15 protein-coding genes are annotated in these 17,760 nt (G+C 68.7%); 8 read left to right on the forward strand and 7 right to left on the reverse strand.

The features are described 5' to 3' along the window. Positions 1–4: 4 nt before the first annotated feature. From ACVTJA_RS00695 to ACVTJA_RS00710, 4 genes are all read left to right on the forward strand, one after another. Entirely contained in the window at positions 5–1,621 is a 1,617-nt protein-coding gene (locus tag ACVTJA_RS00695; protein ID WP_465832878.1) for an acyl-CoA carboxylase subunit beta, read from the forward strand. Between the two features lie 15 nt (positions 1,622–1,636). Beyond that, positions 1,637–3,643, forward strand: a complete 2,007-nt coding sequence (locus tag ACVTJA_RS00700; protein ID WP_465832880.1) for an acetyl/propionyl/methylcrotonyl-CoA carboxylase subunit alpha — start codon at positions 1,637–1,639, stop codon at positions 3,641–3,643. A 98-nt stretch (positions 3,644–3,741) separates the two neighbouring features. Continuing rightward, the gene (locus ACVTJA_RS00705; protein WP_465832882.1) at positions 3,742–4,695 is read left to right on the forward strand and encodes a zinc-dependent alcohol dehydrogenase family protein; all 954 of its coding nucleotides are present in this window, start codon (positions 3,742–3,744) and stop codon (positions 4,693–4,695) included. A 52-nt stretch (positions 4,696–4,747) separates the two neighbouring features. Then, entirely contained in the window at positions 4,748–5,323 is a 576-nt protein-coding gene (locus ACVTJA_RS00710) for a GNAT family N-acetyltransferase (RefSeq protein ID WP_465832884.1), read from the forward strand. Here the strand turns inward: ACVTJA_RS00710 and ACVTJA_RS00715 are convergent. Then, positions 5,300–6,511 (reverse strand): MFS transporter, encoded by a 1,212-nt coding sequence (locus ACVTJA_RS00715; protein ID WP_465832886.1) that lies wholly within the window; start codon positions 6,509–6,511, stop codon positions 5,300–5,302. The genes ACVTJA_RS00710 and ACVTJA_RS00715 overlap by 24 nt on opposite strands. A gap of 63 nt (positions 6,512–6,574) precedes the next feature. Between ACVTJA_RS00715 and ACVTJA_RS00720 the strand changes: the two genes are divergently transcribed. Further along, positions 6,575–7,597 carry an isopenicillin N synthase family dioxygenase gene (locus ACVTJA_RS00720; RefSeq protein WP_465832888.1) on the forward strand — a complete coding sequence of 341 codons (1,023 nt, stop codon included), beginning with the start codon at positions 6,575–6,577 and terminating at the stop codon, positions 7,595–7,597. Positions 7,598–7,732: 135 nt separating this feature from the next. Here ACVTJA_RS00720 and ACVTJA_RS00725 read toward each other — a convergent pair whose 3' ends face one another. The 6 genes from ACVTJA_RS00725 to ACVTJA_RS00750 form a co-directional block, all read right to left on the reverse strand. Continuing rightward, a complete protein-coding gene (locus tag ACVTJA_RS00725; RefSeq protein ID WP_465832890.1) occupies positions 7,733–8,260 on the reverse strand; it encodes a hypothetical protein in 528 nt (175 codons plus the stop codon). Between the two features lie 3 nt (positions 8,261–8,263). Continuing rightward, complete coding sequence (locus ACVTJA_RS00730; protein WP_465832892.1) at positions 8,264–9,229, reverse strand: hypothetical protein; 966 nt, start codon at positions 9,227–9,229, stop codon at positions 8,264–8,266. 125 nt (positions 9,230–9,354) lie between these two features. Next, on the reverse strand, positions 9,355–9,732 hold the full coding sequence (locus ACVTJA_RS00735; RefSeq protein WP_465832894.1) for a metal-sulfur cluster assembly factor: 378 nt from the start codon (positions 9,730–9,732) through the stop codon (positions 9,355–9,357). Further along, positions 9,725–10,801, reverse strand: coding sequence for an amidohydrolase family protein (locus tag ACVTJA_RS00740; RefSeq protein WP_465832896.1), 1,077 nt, complete (start codon positions 10,799–10,801; stop codon positions 9,725–9,727). The genes ACVTJA_RS00735 and ACVTJA_RS00740 overlap by 8 nt, the downstream gene beginning before the upstream one ends. A 41-nt stretch (positions 10,802–10,842) precedes the next feature. Further along, positions 10,843–12,747: a hybrid sensor histidine kinase/response regulator gene (locus ACVTJA_RS00745; RefSeq protein WP_465832897.1), complete on the reverse strand. Its 1,905-nt coding sequence runs from the start codon at positions 12,745–12,747 to the stop codon at positions 10,843–10,845. 226 nt (positions 12,748–12,973) lie between these two features. Beyond that, positions 12,974–13,717, reverse strand: a complete 744-nt coding sequence (locus ACVTJA_RS00750) for an SAM-dependent methyltransferase (RefSeq protein WP_465832899.1) — start codon at positions 13,715–13,717, stop codon at positions 12,974–12,976. A 440-nt stretch (positions 13,718–14,157) separates the two neighbouring features. Between ACVTJA_RS00750 and ACVTJA_RS00755 the strand changes: the two genes are divergently transcribed. The 3 genes from ACVTJA_RS00755 to ACVTJA_RS00765 all read left to right on the forward strand — a co-directional run bounded on the left by ACVTJA_RS00755 (position 14,158) and on the right by ACVTJA_RS00765 (position 17,663). Further along, entirely contained in the window at positions 14,158–15,657 is a 1,500-nt protein-coding gene (locus ACVTJA_RS00755; RefSeq protein WP_465832900.1) for a M20/M25/M40 family metallo-hydrolase, read from the forward strand. Between the two features lie 102 nt (positions 15,658–15,759). Further along, entirely contained in the window at positions 15,760–16,884 is a 1,125-nt protein-coding gene (locus tag ACVTJA_RS00760; protein WP_465832902.1) for a hypothetical protein, read from the forward strand. After that, positions 16,881–17,663, forward strand: coding sequence for a hypothetical protein (locus ACVTJA_RS00765; protein ID WP_465832903.1), 783 nt, complete (start codon positions 16,881–16,883; stop codon positions 17,661–17,663). Before ACVTJA_RS00760 ends, ACVTJA_RS00765 begins: the two co-directional genes overlap by 4 nt. Positions 17,664–17,760: the final 97 nt, after the last annotated feature.

The raw sequence follows: 17,760 nt of genomic DNA on the forward strand, positions 1-17,760 counted from the left end.
AGCAATGCCGAGAATCACGTCCCGAATCGACCCGGGCTCCGAGGTCTTCAAGGCCCAGCGCACGGACATGCTCGCGCGCGTCGCAGAGCTGCGCGAGGTGGAGGCCAAGGTCCGCAACACGGAGCTCCAGGCGCGAGAGAAGTTCCACAAGCGCGGTCAGCTCCTCCCGCGTGAGCGGCTGACGCTCCTGTTGGACCGGGGCTCGCCGTTCCTCGAGCTGTCCACGCTGTGCGGCTTCGGCTACCACGACGACACCGATGGCTCGCTGGCGGGCGGCAACAGCATCATCGGCATCGGCTACGTGTCCGGCGTGCGGTGCATGGTGTTCGTGAATAACTCCGCCATCAAGGGCGGCACCGCGTCGCCATGGGGCGTGCAGAAGGCCCTGCGCGCGCAGGAGATGGCGCTGGAGAACAAGCTCCCGCTGGTGTCGCTGGTGGAGAGCGGCGGCGCCAACCTCATGTACCAGCAGGAGATCTTCATCCCTGGTGGTGAGACCTTCTACAACCAGGCGAGGCTGTCGGCGGCGGGCATTCCGCAAGTCACGGTGGTGCACGGCTCCAGCACCGCGGGCGGCGCGTACCTGCCGGGCCTGTCCGACTACGTCGTCATGGTGAAGAAGAAGGCCAAGGTCTTCCTCGCCGGCCCGCCGCTGCTCAAGGCCGCGACGGGTGAGATTGCGACGGACGAGGAACTGGGCGGCGCGGAGATGCACGCCACGGTGGCGGGCACGGCGGACTACCTCGCGGAGGACGACGCGGACGGCATCCGCATCGCGCGCGAAATCGTGGCGAAGCTCGGGTGGAACGCGCAGCTTCCGCGTGAGTCGCAGGCGTCCTACGCGGAGCCGCTCTACTCGCCCGACGAGCTGTGCGGCGCGATTCCCGGGGACTACCGCAAGCCGTACGACTGCCGCGAGGTGATTGCGCGCATCGTGGACGGCTCGGAGTTCGCCGGCTTCAAGGACGAGTACGACCCGCACACGGTCTGCGGGCGCGCGAGCATCTTCGGGATGCCCGTGGGCATCATCGGCAACAACGGGCCGATTACGCCGAAGGGCGCGACGAAGGCGGCGCAGTTCATCCAGCTCTGCTGCCAGTCGGACACGCCGCTCATCTACCTGCAGAACACGACGGGCTACCTGGTGGGCACGCAGCCGGAGCAGGGCGGCATCGTGAAGCACGGCTCGAAGATGATTCAGGCGGTGGCCAACGCGACGGTGCCGCAACTCACGCTGCTCATTGGCGGCGGGTTCGGCGCGGGCAACTACGGCATGTGCGGCCGGCCCTTCCACCCGCGCTTCATCTTCGCGTGGCCCAACTCGCGCACCGCCGTCATGGGCGGCGAACAGGCGGCGAAGGTGATGTCGATTGTCTTCGCCGAGAAGCTCGCGCGGCGCGGCGAGGTGGTGGACGAGGAGGGCATTCGCGCCTGGTGCCAGCCCATCATCGACCAGTTCGACAAGGAGTCGCACCCGTTCAACTGCAGCGCACGGCTGTTCGATGACGGGCTCATCGACCCGCGCGACACGCGGCGGGTGCTCGGCTTCACCCTGTCGGTGTGCCGCGAGGCGAAGCGGCGCGAGCTCAGGCCCAACACCTTCGGCGTCGCACGCCTGTGAGAGGGACGGACCCGCATGCAGCGATTTAAGAAAGTCCTCGTCGCCAACCGCGGCGAGATTGCCGTCCGGGTGATTCGGACCTGCAAGAAGCTGGGCTACCGCACCGTCGCGGTGTTCTCCGAGGCGGACCGCGCGGCGCCGCACGTGCTCGCGGCGGACGAGGCGGTGCCCATCGGCCCATCGCCCGCGAGGGAGTCGTACCTCGTCATCGAGAAGCTCATCGCGGCGGCGAAGGCGTCGGGCGCCGATGCCATCCACCCGGGCTATGGGTTCCTCTCGGAGAACGCGGAGTTCGCCCGCGCGTGCAAGGACGCGGACGTGGTGTTCATCGGCCCGGGTGCCGAGGCGATTGCCCTGATGGGCAACAAGCGGCAGGCGAAGCTGCGGATGCTCGCGGCGGGCGTGCCGTGCATTCCCGGCTACGAGGCCACCAACGCGGATGACGACACGCTGGCGAAGGAAGGCGAGCGCATCGGCTTCCCGCTGATGGTGAAGGCGGCGGCGGGTGGTGGCGGACGCGGCATGCGGCTCGTGCACGAGCCGGCGAAGCTGCGCGAGGCGCTGAAGTCCGCGCGCTCGGAGGCGACGAATGCCTTCGGGAGCGGAGAGCTGATTCTGGAGCGGGCCGTCATCGGCGCGCGCCACGTGGAGCTGCAGGTCTTCGCGGACGAGCACGGCAACGCCGTCCACCTGGGCGAGCGCGACTGCTCGGTGCAGCGGCGGCACCAGAAGATTGTGGAGGAGAGCCCGTCTCCCGCCGTGAATCCGGCGCTGCGTGCCCGCATGGGCGAGGTGGCGGTGACGGCGGCGAAGGCCATCGGCTACCGGGGCGCGGGGACCATCGAGTTCCTGCTCGCGCCGAATGGCGAGTTCTACTTCATGGAGATGAACACCCGCCTCCAGGTGGAGCACCCGGTGACGGAGGCGATTACCGGGCTCGATTTGGTGGAGTGGCAGCTCCGTGTCGCGGCAGGTGAGCGACTGCCGCTGACGCAGGAGCAGGTGTCGTGGTCCGGGCACGCGATTGAGGTGCGTCTCTGCGCGGAGGACCCGGCGAACAACTACGCGCCGCAGACGGGGCGGTTGCTGACGTGGCGACTGCCGTCGCGCGAGGGTGTGCGCATCGACTACGGCGTGCGCGAGGGGCAGGACATTCCGCCCTTCTATGACTCGATGCAGGCGAAGGTGATTGCACACGGGCCGGACCGCGAGACGGCGCGGCGGCGGCTCGTGGAGGCGCTGCACGAGCTGACGGTGTTCGGTGTCACCACGAACAAGAACCTGTTGTTGTGGGTGCTCGGGCACGTGGCGTTCAGCTCGGGTGAGTACGACACGGGGTTCATTCCGAAGTACGCGGACTCCGTGACGCTGGATGCGCTGTACCGGACGCACGCGAAGGAGCTGGCCCTGGCGGGCGCGGCGCTGTTCCACGCGGAGGCGCTGAAGCTCGCGAGCGAGGCGGGACTGGATGCGTCGCTGGTGAACTGGAACACGGCGCACTCGACGCAGCCGGTGCGACTGACGCTCGCGAGCCGGGAGCGCGAGGAGCACGTCACCGTTCGGGCCGTGGACTCGGCGCGGTACGAGGTCGAGGTGGGGGCCGAGAAGTTCGACCTCGCGATTCTCGCGATGGCGGACGGGGTGCTGGACTACGCCGTGGCGGGTGCGCGCGGGCGTGCGCGGTACTCGCGGGATGGGGACACGTTCTGGTTGGATTCGGGGCACGGGGCGCATGCCGTGTCGGACGTGACGTTCCGCCCGCCGTCGAAGTCGGATGGCGCGGGGAGCGGCCGGCTCGTGGCGCCGATGGACGGGCGCATCATCCGCGTGGACGCGCAGCCCGGTGCGGCGGTGAAGGCGGGACAGGTGCTCGCCGTGCTGGAGGCGATGAAGATGGAGTTCCAGGTCGTCGCCGACGTCGCGGGCACGGTGGAGGCGGTGAACGTCAGCGTGGGTAGCCAGGTCGCCGCTCGGCAGGTGCTGGTGGTGCTGACGCCGGAGGGGAAGCCGCAACCCGCCTGACGTGGAACGAACGTTCCTTCTGCGGGCCCGTCAGAACCGAGACGGTTGGTCCGATGCAGCATTGCCGGGTGCGCACCGCCCGGTTAATTCCGCGCCTCATGCGAGCCATGGTCCTTCCCCGCTTCGGCGGGCCCGAGCTGTTCGAAGTTCGTGACGTTCCGACGCCCACTCCCGGTCCCGGACAGGTGCTCGTCCGGGTTCTCGTCTCCGGCACGAATCCCGTGGACGCGAAGCTGCGGCACGACGGGACGTGGGCGGGCATCCAGCCTCCCGCCGTCATCGGCTATGACGCCTCGGGCGTCGTCGAGCAGGTCGGCCCGGGTGTCACCGACTTCAAGCCCGGCGACGAGGTCTTCTACACGCCGGAAATCTTCCACAACCCGCACGGCACCTACGCGGAATTCAACGTCGTCCCCGCGAGCATCATCGCCAAGAAGCCACCGAGTCTCTCGCACGAGGAGGCCGCCGCTGTTCCGCTGGCCGGAGGCACGGCGTGGGACGCGCTGGTGCGGCGGATGCAACTCCGAGTCGGTGAGACGGTGCTCATCCACGGTGGCGCGGGCGGCGTGGGCTCGTTCGCGGTGCAGATTGCGAAGGCGCTGGGAGCGCGTGTGCTGGCGACCTCCGGCCCGGACAACCTGGAGACGCTGCGCAAGCTCGGCGCGGACGTGGTCATCAACTACCGCAGTGACGACCCGGCGCAGGTTGCGCTGCGCGAGACGGGCGGGCAGGGCGTGGACGCGGTCTTCGACACCGTGGGCAAGAACATGATTCCGAGCATGCCGGCGACGCGGCCGGGGGGACGGCTCGCGACCATCCTCGGCTTCAGCGGGGACGTGTCCGCCTTCTACCCGCGCAACCAGACGATTCACGGCGTCTTCCTCACGCGCGAGCGGCGCCGGCTGGAGGAGATGTCCGTCCTCCTCGAGCGCAAGCAGATGAAGCCACTGGTGGAGCGCGTGCTCCCGCTGGAGAAGGTGGGCGAGGCTCACCGCGTGCTCGACTCGGGGCACGGGCGCGGCAAGGTGGTGCTGACCGTCGGGAAGAAGTAGGTGCACTGGCCGGGCTGAGCCGTGCAGGCTGTCTCTCTCGGAGGCAGCTCGCATGGCAACACGGCGTCAGCAGGCGGCACGACGCGTTCTCATCCAGGGGCCTCGGGTGTTCCTCCGGGCTCCGCGCGCGGAGGACCGTGAGGCATACCTCGCGGCCACCCGCGCGAGCCGAGCCTTCCACCGGCCCTGGGTGGCACCGCCCACCACGCGCGAGGCATTCGAGGCGTATCTCCAGCGCAACGAACGCGAGGACTTCGAGGCCCTGCTCGCGTGTGAGCACGAGTCCAGACACATCATCGGCTGCTTCAATCTGAGCCAGATATTCCGGGGCGGCTTCCAGAATGCGTATCTCGGCTACTGGGCCGTCCATGGCTTCGAGGGGCGCGGGCTGATGACGGAGGCGCTGCAGCTCGTCCTCGCGCACGCATTCCGGACGCTGAAGCTCCACCGCGTGGAGGCCAACATCCAGCCGGAGAACGTCGCGTCGAAGGCGCTCGCCGAGCGGGCGGGCTTCCGGCTCGAAGGGTTCTCACCCCGCTACCTCAAGGTCGCTGGCCGCTGGAGGGACCACGAGCGCTGGGCCATCACCCGCGAGGACTGGCGCTCAGCTCCGCGCAGTGCCCGCTGACTCGCGCGACGAGCCGAGCCACAGCGCCAGGAGCCCCGCGACACACAGCGCCGCGCCCGCTGCACAGACACCCGTCCAGCCTGCTCGCGTCCACGCCGTCGTGCCCAGCCACGAGCCCGCCGCGCCGCCCGCGAAGTACGTCACCATGTACACGGTATTGAGCCGGCTGCGCGCCTCCGGCTTCAGCGAGTACACGCGCGTCTGGTTGGAGATGTGGTTCGCCTGCGCGCCCAAATCGAGCAGCACCACGCCCAGGGCAATCCCCCACAGCCACCGTCCCAGCGGCCACATCACCACGAAGGACAACAGCAGCACGGTGATGGCCAGCGCGTTGATGCGCCGGTCTCCCTTCACGTCCGCGTAGCGTCCCACCAGCGGCGCAATCATCGCGCCCGCCACGCCCACCACGCCGAACATGCCCGTCACCTGCGGCCCGTAGTGCTCCGGCAGACTCTGGAGGTACAGCGCCAGCGTGGACCAGAACACGCTGAACGCGCCGAACGTCAGCGCGCCCAGCAGCGAGTGCAGCCGCAGCACGGGCTCGGTGCGAGTCAGGTGTCCCAGTGAGCGAAGCAGCGCGGGGTACGGCATCTCCGCCATCGGCGGCTGCGAGGGCAACATGAAGCGCAGCGCCGCCCCGAGCGCGAGCATCAGCCCCGCCGCAATCCAGAACATGGCCCGCCAGCCCAGGTGCGTGCCCACGAAGCCCGCCGCCGTGCGCGACAGCAGGATGCCGATGAGCAACCCGCTCATCACCGTGCCCACCACGCGCCCACGCTGGGCCGCCGGCGCCAGGTGCGCGGCGAAGGGCACCAACAACTGCGGAATCACGGTGGTGGCTCCCACCGCGAAGCTCGCGAACACCAGCAGGGGCAGGGTGGGCGCGAGCGCCGCGCCCACGAGCGCCAGCGTCACCAGCCCGGACATGGTGACGATGACCCTTCGCCGCTCCAGGCTGTCTCCGAGCGGAACGATGAACAGAATCCCCGCCGCGTACCCGACCTGCGTCATCGTGGGCACCAGCCCGAGCGAGCCACCCGTGGCGCCCAATTCGCGCCCGATGTCTCCGAGCAGTGGCTGGTTGTAATAGAGGTTCGCGGCGGTGGCGCCCGAGGCGGCGGCCATGAACCACACCAGCCCGGGGCTGTGCCTGTCGTGCGAGGAGTCCGTAGGTGTGTGCGTCGACATGGAAGACGCGGCGCACTCTGGCTCCGGCCTCCCCTCGGGTCCAGAGCTGTGTAGGCTCGCGTCATGGTCGGAACCGATTCCGCACACCGAGGCTTGCCCGTCATCGACATGGCGTCCCTGTTCGACTCTTCCCGCACCACCGAGCGGGCGAGCGTCGCGCGCGAAATCGAGCTCGCCTGTCGTGACAGCGGCTTCTTCTACGTCACCGGCCACGGTGTCTCCGACGCGGTCCTCACGCGGCTGGAGCGCGAGAGCCGCCGCTTCTTCGCGCTCCCGGAGTCAGCGAAGCAGGCCCTCTCCATGGAGCGCGGAGGGGCCGCGTGGCGCGGCTGGTTCCCGCTCGGCGGAGAGCTGACGTCGGGGAAGCAGGATCGCAAGGAGGGGCTCTACCTGGGCACTGAGCTGGGCCGCGAGCATCCGCGCGTACAGGCCGGCTGGCCGCTGCACGGTGCCAACCTGTGGCCGGCGGAGCTGCCGGAGCTGCGTGATGCCGTGCTCGACTACATGAACGGCGTCACGCGCGCGGCGCATGCGCTGATGGAGGGCGTGGCGCTGAGCCTGGGCCTGGATGCGGACTACTTCCGGCGCCACTACACCGCAGAGCCCACCGTGCTCTTCCGTATCTTCCACTACCCCGCGGAGCCCGAGCCCGCGGACGGCGAGGAGCGCTGGGGCGTGGGCGAGCACACGGACTATGGCCTGCTCACGCTGCTCGCGCAGGACGTGCACGGCGGTCTGCAGGTGAAGACGCCGCGCGGGTGGCTTTCCGCGCCGCCGCTGCCGGGGACGCTGGTGTGCAACATCGGCGACATGCTCGACCGGATGACGGGCGGGTGGTACCGCTCCACGCCCCACCGTGTGAAGAACGTGAGCGGAAAGGACCGGCTGTCCTTCCCGCTGTTCTTCGACCCGGACTTCGCCGCGGAGGTGAAGCCGCTGCCGCGCGCCGCGAGCGCTGATGTGGACGAGGACCGTGCACGACGCTGGGACGGCGCCAGCGTCCACGCCTTCCAGGGCACGTACGGCGACTACCTGCTCGGCAAGGTGTCCAAGGTGTTCCCGCAGCTCGTGCGGCGCGTGCTGTAGCTCCGCGCGCCCGCAGGGGCACACGCTCGCCGCCACGCGGTTCGAGCCCGCGGCGCCACGGGGGCGCTTCCAGTTCCGTGGGGAAAAATACGCGAGGCGACGCGGTCTCCGGCTCCGCGTCGCCTCACTCGGGGCTCAGCGCTTCTCCAGCTCTTCGGGGTGGAACACGCGCGATGCCACGCGGTCCAGCACCTCGTCGCCCCACTTGATGCTCGCCTTCATCAGCCGGCGCATGTCCTTGGCGAACCCGCGCTCCGAAGGCATGTGCGTGTAATTACGGCTCAGGAACAGGCTCCGGTTCTCCGGCTCGTAGTCCACCGAGCCGCCGCCCGCGTCGGTGCCCTCGCGCTCCTCCGCGCGGAACCCGTCGATGACGCCCGGCTTCGGCGGCTCGCGGAAGCGGTACACCAGCGCGCTGCACTCCAGCGTCTGCGTCTCCTCGTGCCACTCGAAGTAGAGGCTCGCGCCGCCGGTGGAGATGCCACCGAAGCCCTTCTCGTTGATGCCGTCGCTCGGAGGAGTGCCCTCCTCGCCGAGGAAGCCCTGCACCAGCCGCCGCGCAGACTCACGCGTCAGCGGCGTGTTCTCCGGTGCGGCCGGGGACAGGAAGGAAGCCCAGGACCGCAGCAGCCCCGCGAGGCCGCTGGTGAGAGCGGTCGCCATGGCCTAGTTGCCGAAGTTGCCCGTGCGCGCCTGGTCGAACGGCACCCGGTGCTGGAGGTACACGGACTCGAAGCCGTGCGCCGCGATGGGGTTGAGGTGCGGCTCGGTGAAGTGGTGCACCTTCGAGCCCTTGCCGCCGTCCACCGCCGGGTTCCACTTGTCCGCGATGGGGCCGAGGCCGAAGAGGCTCGGCACCGGGTCCGCGCGGTTCACGTAGTGCACGTAGTTGGGGCCGTCCGGGTAGTGCATGGCCGCCGCGCCGAACGTCTCGACGTTGATCTTCCCCATCAGCTTCTGCGCGTCCGCCTGGGACATCCCATCTTCAATGCGCAGCCGCTTGTAGACGTCACCCAGCGCGCGGCTGGAGATGAGGCCTCCCTGGCTGTGCGCCATGAGGTGCACGTCCCGGCCCGACTTGATTTCCTTGTAGAGCGTGTCCGCCAGCGAGTCGACGGCCGGGTTGTGGCCCTTGTCCAGCTTGTCCTTCACGCACTGGACCAGGTCCGTCGCCATGCCCTCGGTGGCGTTGTGGATGCCGACGACGCGCGCGCCGCTCGCGTCCGCGATGGACTGCAGGCTGCTGAACTGCGCATCCTTCGTCGTGTTGATGCCGTTGACGTAGAGGATGGTGTGGTTCGCGTTGGGGTTGTTGCGCGGCGTGACGGCCGGCACATCGCTCAGCGCCGTGTCGGGGGAGAACGTCTGGCCGCCCGCGCCCACGAACTTGCCGTCATGCACGCGGTCCGGCTGGTTGCCGAAGCCGAACACCCCACCCACCGCCTGCGCGCCCTTCGCGATGCCGTTCTCGAACCCGTCCACCGCCTGGCCAACCTTCTTGCCACCCGCCACGGCGACGTTCTTCACCGCGTTGGCCGCCCCACCCACCACGTCCCCAGCCTTGTCCAGGGCCTTCCCGGTACCGCTGGCCACGTTGGAGATGAGTTGACGGCCACGCTGGATGGGATTCATGAGGGTCGCTCCGGGGGGAGGGAGGGTTGAAAAAAGAATACCGTGACTGAATTGTCGCAAGATCGCACAGGGAGTTGCGTGCCCCTGTGCGACCCGCTGCGACAACTTCCCTACACCCCGTGAAATCAGCCGGTTGCGCGCTCGGGAGCCGGCGTGTCGCGGGGAATCAGCCGGCCGCCGAGCATGCTGATCCGCTTCGCCGCGAGCCGCTGGCGGGCCTCCGGGTGGATGTCATTGGGCGTCCACTGGAGCTCCCGGTCGAACTCCACGTGCACGGACGCGACGCCCTCCTGGCCCACCAGGCGCTGCTCGATTTCGCGCATGAAGTACGCGGCCATCATGCACATGGGGGACGTGATGTGCAGGCGCACCGTCACCCTGCCGTCGGTGCACGCCACGGACTGAATCAGCCCCATCTCCCCGATGCCCAGCGGCACGCCGGTGGCGCAGCTGCACGGGTCCGGGATGTCCTGGATGCGCGAGCGCACCTCCTGCTCAGTCATGGCGGTGCTCTCCGTAGCTGTAGGGCTTCACGTCGCCCTTCGCGCGCGCCTTGGAGAACGCGTCGTTGGCGATGCGCGCCTGCACGGCCGCGATGTCCACTCCGGCGTAGCGCGCGTAGTTGTCGCAGAGAATCATGCGCTTCACCTCGGGCGTCACCTGCATGCCCGCGACGCTCACCAGGTCATCCGGCAGCTGGAAGTCATGCCAGAACTTGTGGAGCGCCGGCTGCGGGTGACAGAACACCGTCCCCGAGCCCCACATGATTTTCGCCGGGCCCGCCCACTTGAGCAGCGCGGCGAGCGACTCGGCGAACCAGCGCTCGCGCTTCACGATGAGCGCGCCCGTCACCTCCAGATTCACGTACACGTTGGGGAACAGCGACAGCTGCATGCCCGTCTCGTCCAGGAAGGCCATGCCGCCGTGGACGATTTCGAAGTTCAAGTCGGGGAAGGCATCCGCCGCGCCGCCGATGTCATCCACCTTGTAGGGCTCGAGCGGGACGGCGCCCATGGGCAGGCCCTTGTGCACGGCGATGTTCTTGATGCCCAGCTTGCGCGCGCGCTCGAAGAGGGGGAACGCAATCGTCGGGTCATCCATGCGCCAGCCGGTGTGGCGGAACGAGTCGCCCAGCCACGCGGCGGGGTAGAGCTTGAGGCCCACGGGCTTCAGCTCCTCGGCCTGCTTCTCCAGGTCGTCGAGCGCCGCGGTGCCGCGCAGCGGGTCCACGCCCGCGTAGACGAGGAAGCGGTCCGGGTAGCGCTGCTTGATTTCGAGCGTCTTCTCGTACGAGCACAGCCCGTCGCCGTAGAGCGTCTGCAGCGGCAGCACGTGGTGCACCGCGAGGTCGATGCCGCTCTCCACGAAGAGGATGTGGGCCAGCTCGTGCACGGACCAGTTCTTGAGGAAGCCCTCCGCCTTCTGCACCCGGTGCGTGTCACCGGACAGGCCGCTGTGCAGGCCCCAGATGAGCTGCGCGAGCGACTCCGCGTACCGCCCGGCGCGGTAGTTGGATGGGTCGAGGTTGTACGCGTGCGTTACCGCATCGATGACGAAGCCGCCGCCAATCACCAGACATCTCCTTTCAACGACAGACAAAAACTCTCGGGGCGTCAGCGCGCTCCGAGGACTTCACCCAGGAACTGATGTATCAGGCCCACGTCGAAGGGCTTCTCGATTTGACGGTTGGGCACCCGCTCGAGGAACTGCCGCGCGCGGGTGGTGTAGGAACCGCCGGTGATGAAGATGAAGCGCCGGGACAGCTCGGGCGCCGACTCGCGCACCCGCTCATAGACATCCATTCCGGAGATGCCCGGCATCATCAAGTCACAGAAGACGGCGTCGAAGGACGCGCCGGAGGTGAGCGCCGCGAGCGCCTCCTCGCCGCTGCTCACCACCGTCACCCGGTGCGCGGTGCCGAGGATGCGCGCCAGCGAGCGGCCCACGGGGGGCTCGTCGTCAATCACCAGCACGTGGCCGCGGCGCTCGGCGGAGTCCCTGGGCGCGGGCAGCGGCTTCTCGGCGGGGCTGGTGCTCTCGGCGGCCACGGGCAGGTGCACGGTGAACGTCGTGCCGCGCCCCACCTCGCTCTTCACGGTGATGTCGCCGCCGAGGTTGCGGATGAGACTGTCGCAGATGGACAGCCCCAGCCCGGTGCCCTGGCCCACCGGCTTGGTGGTGAAGAACGGGTCGAAGATGCGCGGCAGCACGTTGAGAGGGATTCCCGTGCCCGAGTCGCTCACGTCCACCGCCACCCGGCCGGAGGGCGTGGGGCGGACCCAGACGGTGATGTGGTGGTCGCCGCTGCCGTCGTCGGGGATGGCCTGCGCGGCATTGACGAGCAGGTTGAGGAAGACCTGTCCCAGGCGCGAGGCGTCCGCGTAGACGGGAGGCACGGGCTCGTACTTCTTGATGAGCCGGGCGCGGTGGCGCAGCGCGCTGGACGCCATGTTGAGGGAGAAGTCGAGCGGCTCGCGCACGTCCACCGCCTCGCGCCGCTCCTCGTCCTGGCGGGAGATGAACTTGAGGTCCCGGACGATGTTGCGCACGCGCGTGGCGCCCTCCAGCGCCTCGGCGAGCAGGCCTTCCGTCTCGCGCAGCGTCGAGCGCCAGTCCGCGGTGCCAGGGCCGTCCGGCATGTCCCGCGCCAGCTCGCCGCCGAGCCGGTTCATGGACTCCATGGCCGAGGCGAGGTTGGCCATGACGTAGGTGAGCGGGTTGTTGATTTCGTGGCCCACGCCCGCGGCGAGCGTGCCCGCCAGCACCATGCGGTCGTTCTGGAGGATTTGCGTCTGCGCGCGCTTGCGCTCGGTGATGTCGCGGGACATCACCACCACGGCCTTCTCGCCGTCGAACTCGACGGGGATGCCCACGCTCTCCGCGTCGTACGAGGTGCCGTCCTTGCGCAGGTAGCGAATCTCCCGCAGCGGGGCCAGCTCGCCGCCCACGGCGGTGCGCACGCGCTGGCGGACGAGGTCCAGGTCATCCGGGTGGACGATGCTCCAGATGGGCTGGCCGATGAGCTCGCTCGCGTGCCCGTACCCGAGCGCTTTCAGCAGCGTGGGATTGACGTAGATGAATCGGCTGTGGCGGTGGACGAAGATGCCCTCGGGTGCCGTGTCGATGAGGCGGCGGAAGTTCTGCTCGGAGCGATGGAGGGCCTCTTCCACCGAGGGCGGTGCCACCAGCGGACGGACCACGCAGTAGAGCGCGTCCTCCCCGGGGGCCGTGGCCACGCTCCATGACAATGATTTCCACGTGCCGTCCAGGCAGCGCCAACGACAGGCGAGCTCCGTGTGGCCTCCGCCCGCGAGTCCTTGCAGGCGCACTTCCACGACGTCCACGTCGTCGGGGTGGACGAAGCCGCGGATGCCCTGGTGGCGGAGGGCCTCGACGGGCCAGCCCACGAGGCGGCTCCACGCGGCGTTGGCTTCGAGTAGCGTCCCGTCCGTGGCGAGCACGACGAGGGGCTCGGGGGAGAGCTCGAAGAAACGATGAGCCCGTTGCGCTAGCGACATGCGTCCCTGTGAGAAAGGGCGCCAGGTCCGGCGGAGGGGCACGCCGGTTCGTGGCTGATGGGGTGTGGGTCGAGAAGACAGTCCTATTCAGGACATAGACACCATTTCAGCAAAAATTGCATGTCCTGAATTCATGGACCGCAGGGCTGGTGGGGGCTGTGGGCCCAAGGGGGCCCGTGCACCACACTGCGCGTGGGTCTGGACGTCTGGGTTTGCGGCCAGGTTCTCAGAGTGCGCGAAGGCGCAGCAGGTAGAACACGTAGCCGTAGCTGTCGCCATGGCGGCGGAAGAGGTCGATTTCGCCCTCGGTAGCGGAGATGACTTCTCGCAGGTCGGCGTCCGCGGTGAGGCGCAGGCGCTCGATTCGTTGGAGCAGCGGCGAGTAGTAGTCGTCCCACCACGCGGAGTGGGGAAGCGTGAAGGTGTCGAGCACCTCGTAGCCTTCGGCCTCGGCGGAGGCGCGGTTCTCCGGTGTGGTGCCCATGGTGGGGTAGCCCTCGGACCAGAAGCGCGCGGCCTCGGCGGGGCGAGCGTCGGTGAGCCAGGTGCACTCCGTCACCGCGACCAGTCCACCGGAGGCGAGCAGTGGGCGCCAGCGTCGCAGGCCCGGGCCGAAGCCGAGGTGGTAGATGGCGCCCTCGGACCAGAGCAGGTCCACGGAGCCCTCGGGCAAATCCAACGCGCCCATGTCCGCCTGGCGTGTCTGGATGAAGGCCTCCAGGTGTCTCGCGCGGGCGTCGCGTTCGAGCCTGTCGAGGTAGGGCCGGTGCAGGTCCACCGCGAGGATGCGCGTGCGCAGCGCCTCCGCGAGCACGAGTGTCTGTCTTCCGGTGCCGCAGCCCACGTCCAGCACACGGGGTGAGGGTGGCAGGGCGGAGAGCCGCGTCAGTGCCTCGCGGGTACACGCGTCGCTGCCAGGGCCGAGCCGGGGCAGGTCGCTGTAGAGATGGAAGAAGGATTCCACGTTCATGGTTGGCCCCCGCAAGTCGTGGCTCACTGCGTTGATGGATGGCTGGCGGCGCGGTCGAGGCGCCGATCTGAACCCTCACCAACACTGACAGTGTAAAGTTGCCGCCATTTGAAATGAAAAGTGTTCGTTTGTATGCCTGAAGAGCAAGGGTGCTTGACGGTCGGTCGAAGGGCCTTCAGAGTGCCTCCCACGTTTCCTCTTCGGAGTGAGACGCGGCGGCGGTGATTGCCTCCCCCAAAAGCAGCACCGCCGTGGAAGTCCCAGTTGAGCCCCGCGCGCCGCGTTCCCCCTCTCGGCGCGCGGTGGCCCCTGGGATTCCCCGCTCCTCGCACCCTCGCTCTCCACCCTGGCGTAGCCGACGCACACGGTGCGCGAAGACCATCTCGCTTGCGAGCCCCTGGTGACGGGCGGAGAGTGGGCGCCTCTCAGGAGGTACCCTTTTGCCCGTCGCTTCTGTCGTCCTGCCTGCCTCCCTCGCGCTGCAGCTCCTCTCGGGCGCCGCGCCGGCCGCCGCCGCGAAGCCCACGCCGCCGCCCACGAAGCCGCCAGCCGCCGCCGTGAAGACGGCCGCGCCCGCGTACGCGCCGGAGACCGCCGCACAGCTCATCGGCCCCGCGCTCACGGAGGGGCATTCCTATGCGCGCCTCGCCGAGCTCACCGACGGCATCGGCCCGCGCCTGTCCGGCTCCGAGTCCGCCGAGGCCGCCGTGCAGTGGGCCCTGCGCAGCTTCAAGGCCGACGGTGTGAAGGCCTGGACCGAGCCCGTGAAGGTGCCTCGCTGGGTGCGCGGCGAGGAGCGTGGCGAGGTGCTCGCGTCGGAGCGCACGCGCGGACACCCGCTCACGCTGCTCGCGCTGGGTGGCAGCCCGCCCACGCCTCCCGAGGGCATCACCGCGGACGTGATTGAAGTGACGTCCATCGACGAGCTGAACGCGCTCGGTGACGCGGTGAAGGGGAAGATTGTCTTCTTCAACCACACCATGTCGGTGGCCGCGGACTACGGCCGCTTCGCCGGGCTGCGCGGTCGTGGGCCCGCCGCCGCCGCGAAGGCCGGGGCCGTGGGCGCGCTGGTGCGCTCGCTGGCCACCGCGTCGCTGCGCACGCCGCATACCGGCGCCACGCACTTCGGGGACGGCGAGGCGCGTGTCCCCGCCGCCTCCGTCACCACCGAGGAGGCGGAGATGCTCCACCGCATGCTCGCCGGTGGGCCGGTGCGCGTGAAGGTGGTGCTCGGCTGCTCCGAGCTGCCGGATGGGGACTCGTCCAACGTCGTCGCCGAGATTCGCGGCCGCGAGAAGCCGAACGAAATCGTGCTCATCGGCGCACACCTGGACTCGTGGGACGTGGGCACCGGCGCGCATGACGACGGCGCCGGCGTGGTGATGGTGATGGAGGCCGCGCGCCTCATCCAGAAGCTGCCCAAGGCGCCGCGCCGCACCGTGCGCGTGGTGCTGTTCATGAACGAGGAGAACGGCCTGCGCGGCGGACGCGCGTACGCGGAGGCGCACGCGAAGGAGTTGTCGCAGCACGTGGGCGCGATGGAGATGGACTCCGGCGGTGGCAGGCCGCTGGGTGTCAGCCTGCGCGCGGGCGCGGGTGCGCAGGACCTGGTGCGCCCGTGGCTGCCGCCGCTGGTGGCGCTGGGCGCGGCCAACTTCTCCGCACGCGAGGCGGGCGGCGCGGACATCAGCCCCATGGCTCCCGCGCGCGTGCCGTACTTCGGCGTGGAGGTGGACAGCAGCCGCTACTTCGACGTGCACCACACCATGGCGGACACGCTGGACAAGGTGGACCCGCAGGACCTGGCGCGCAGCACCGCCGCGACGGCGTGGGTGACGTACGCGCTCGCGGAGATGCCAGGCACGCTCGTGCGTCCGGAGCCGCCCACGCCTCCGTCGGGCGCGCCCTCGGCCACGCCGCCGAAGGCCTCCGCGCACTGAAGGCCCACAAGGAAGCATTCACTTAATTTTGTCGATAATGTGCAGATTGGCGTAAACACCCCCCCTCTTTGCGCCAATCTCGTCCATTATCGACAAAATTAAATGAACTCAGGAGCCGCCCACTTTCGCGAGGACTTCTGGAAGGCCCCCCCGACGCTGCCTCGGGGGGTGGAGCTCCTGCGCCAGGACGTCTTCGTCGCGCCCCGGACGGGGCCTGGAGGGCAGTCCGTCTACGACCAGGCGGAGGTCGTCCTGCCCGAGGCCCGTGTGCCGGTGCTGATGGCCTATCGCGCGCCCATGTTCCCGGCGGATGTCCGGGCGCTGCGGGAGCGGCTGAGCGACATCGGTGAGAAGCTGCGGCAGCGGGACGCAACGAAGCATCTGCCGGCCCGCCGGGTGCCGATGGTGGTGACCGATTCCGCGTCGCTCAACGTCCTCGAAGCATGTGAGCGCGAGGACGTCGCGTTGCTGGACCAGCGGGGAACGTTCTTCCTCCGCTCGGGGAGCACCTTCATCCGGGTCCAAGGACGCGAGCCCTCGCGGCGGCGCCCGCGCGAGCCTGTCTTCCACGGCAAGGGTTGTCGTGTCGTCCGCGTACTCCTCCAGTCTCCAGGGGAGATACGGACGATTCGAGCGCTCTCGACGCAGACTCAGACCAGCTATGCTTATACGCATGGAGTGGTCCAGAAGCTCGTCCTGGACGGGTATGTCGAGCAGCTGAGCAAGAAGGCGGGCTTCCGGCTTCGTGAGCCCGTGGGCCTGCTCAAGGCCTGGCGAGATAGCGGCGAGAAGACGGCTGTCGCGGTGGATGCCTTCAATGCGCCGTCCACCACACCCGAACGACTGCAAGCGGCCTACTCGAACCTGGAGCGCCAGGGCGTCCGTGCCATTCACACGCTGGCCAGCGCATTGCTCCCTGAAGAGCGGTTCGTATCCGGACTCCCTCACGGCCTGTACCTCACGGGCTCCATCGAGGCCGCTATCGAGGCCTTCGGGCTGCGCCGTATGACGCCGCACAACTTCTGGGTGCTTCGCGCGGAGCCCGCCGCGGAAACCGAGTCCGGCGGCATCTACCTCGCCCCACGGCAACTCCCTCATGGGCCTGGTGTGGCGCTACCCCAGTTGTGCGTGGACTTCCATCGGAGCGGCGGGAGGGGCAAGGAGCAGGCAGAGGAGTTGCTTCACCGTTTCGCTCAATCGCTCCCGCTTGATGTTGAGACACCATGACCGAAGACAAGAAGTTCGAGGAGATTCTCCGCGAGCTGGGGGCGCTGCTGCTGGACCTGGGGGACCTCTCCTCAAAAGCCGTGCTCATCGGAGGGCAGGTGCTCGCGTTGGAGTCCATCCGTCGCGGAGGCTCGGGCGTCATCGCCATCAAGACGGATACCGGTACGGAGGTGGACCGCGGGTTCTCCTACGAGCCTGACCTGCTCTTCGACCTGGACGGCACCGAGTTCATGGCGGAACGCCTTCCCGAAGTTCTCAAGCAGCGTGGCTATGTGCGGACCCGCGAGTTCCGCTGGTCGAAGAAGCTGCGCGATGGCGACGGCGACGACATGCACCTCGATCTTTTCGCGCCCGCGGATGTCGAGCGTTCGGAGCTGCCCACGGGCATGACGCCATTGCCGGACGCGCGGCTTGTGGTTCGTCGAAGCCAGCCCCTGGGTCTGACGGTTGGCAGCACGCCGCTTCGCATCCTTCTGCCGGATGCGGTCGGGTTTCTCGCCATGAAGGTGCGGGCCAAACTCGAGCAACGCCCCGAGGAGGAAAAGGACAGCTTCGACATCTTCGCCTACGTCAAGTTGCTAGGGCCGAAGGCCGTGCTGAATTCATTGGCCCAGGCAGGTGATGAAGGCCGTGTGCTTCAGGAGAAGTTGTCCAAGTTGTTCTGGAACGCCTCGGCGCCAGGCGTGCGAGACGTCATGGAGTACGCTTCCAGCCTGGAGGAGACGGATAGAGAACTGCTGGCCCAGGCGGCCGTCGACTTGTTCTGTGAATTCGGATAGCCCGGAGCTACTGAGGAATTCCTGCTTGGGGCCGGATAGGTCAGAAGAGCCCTTGCCTGCTCGCCTCCCTGAACCGGCCCGCGTGGCTCGCGCCCGG

This window comes from Pyxidicoccus sp. M6 (assembly GCF_055568925.1).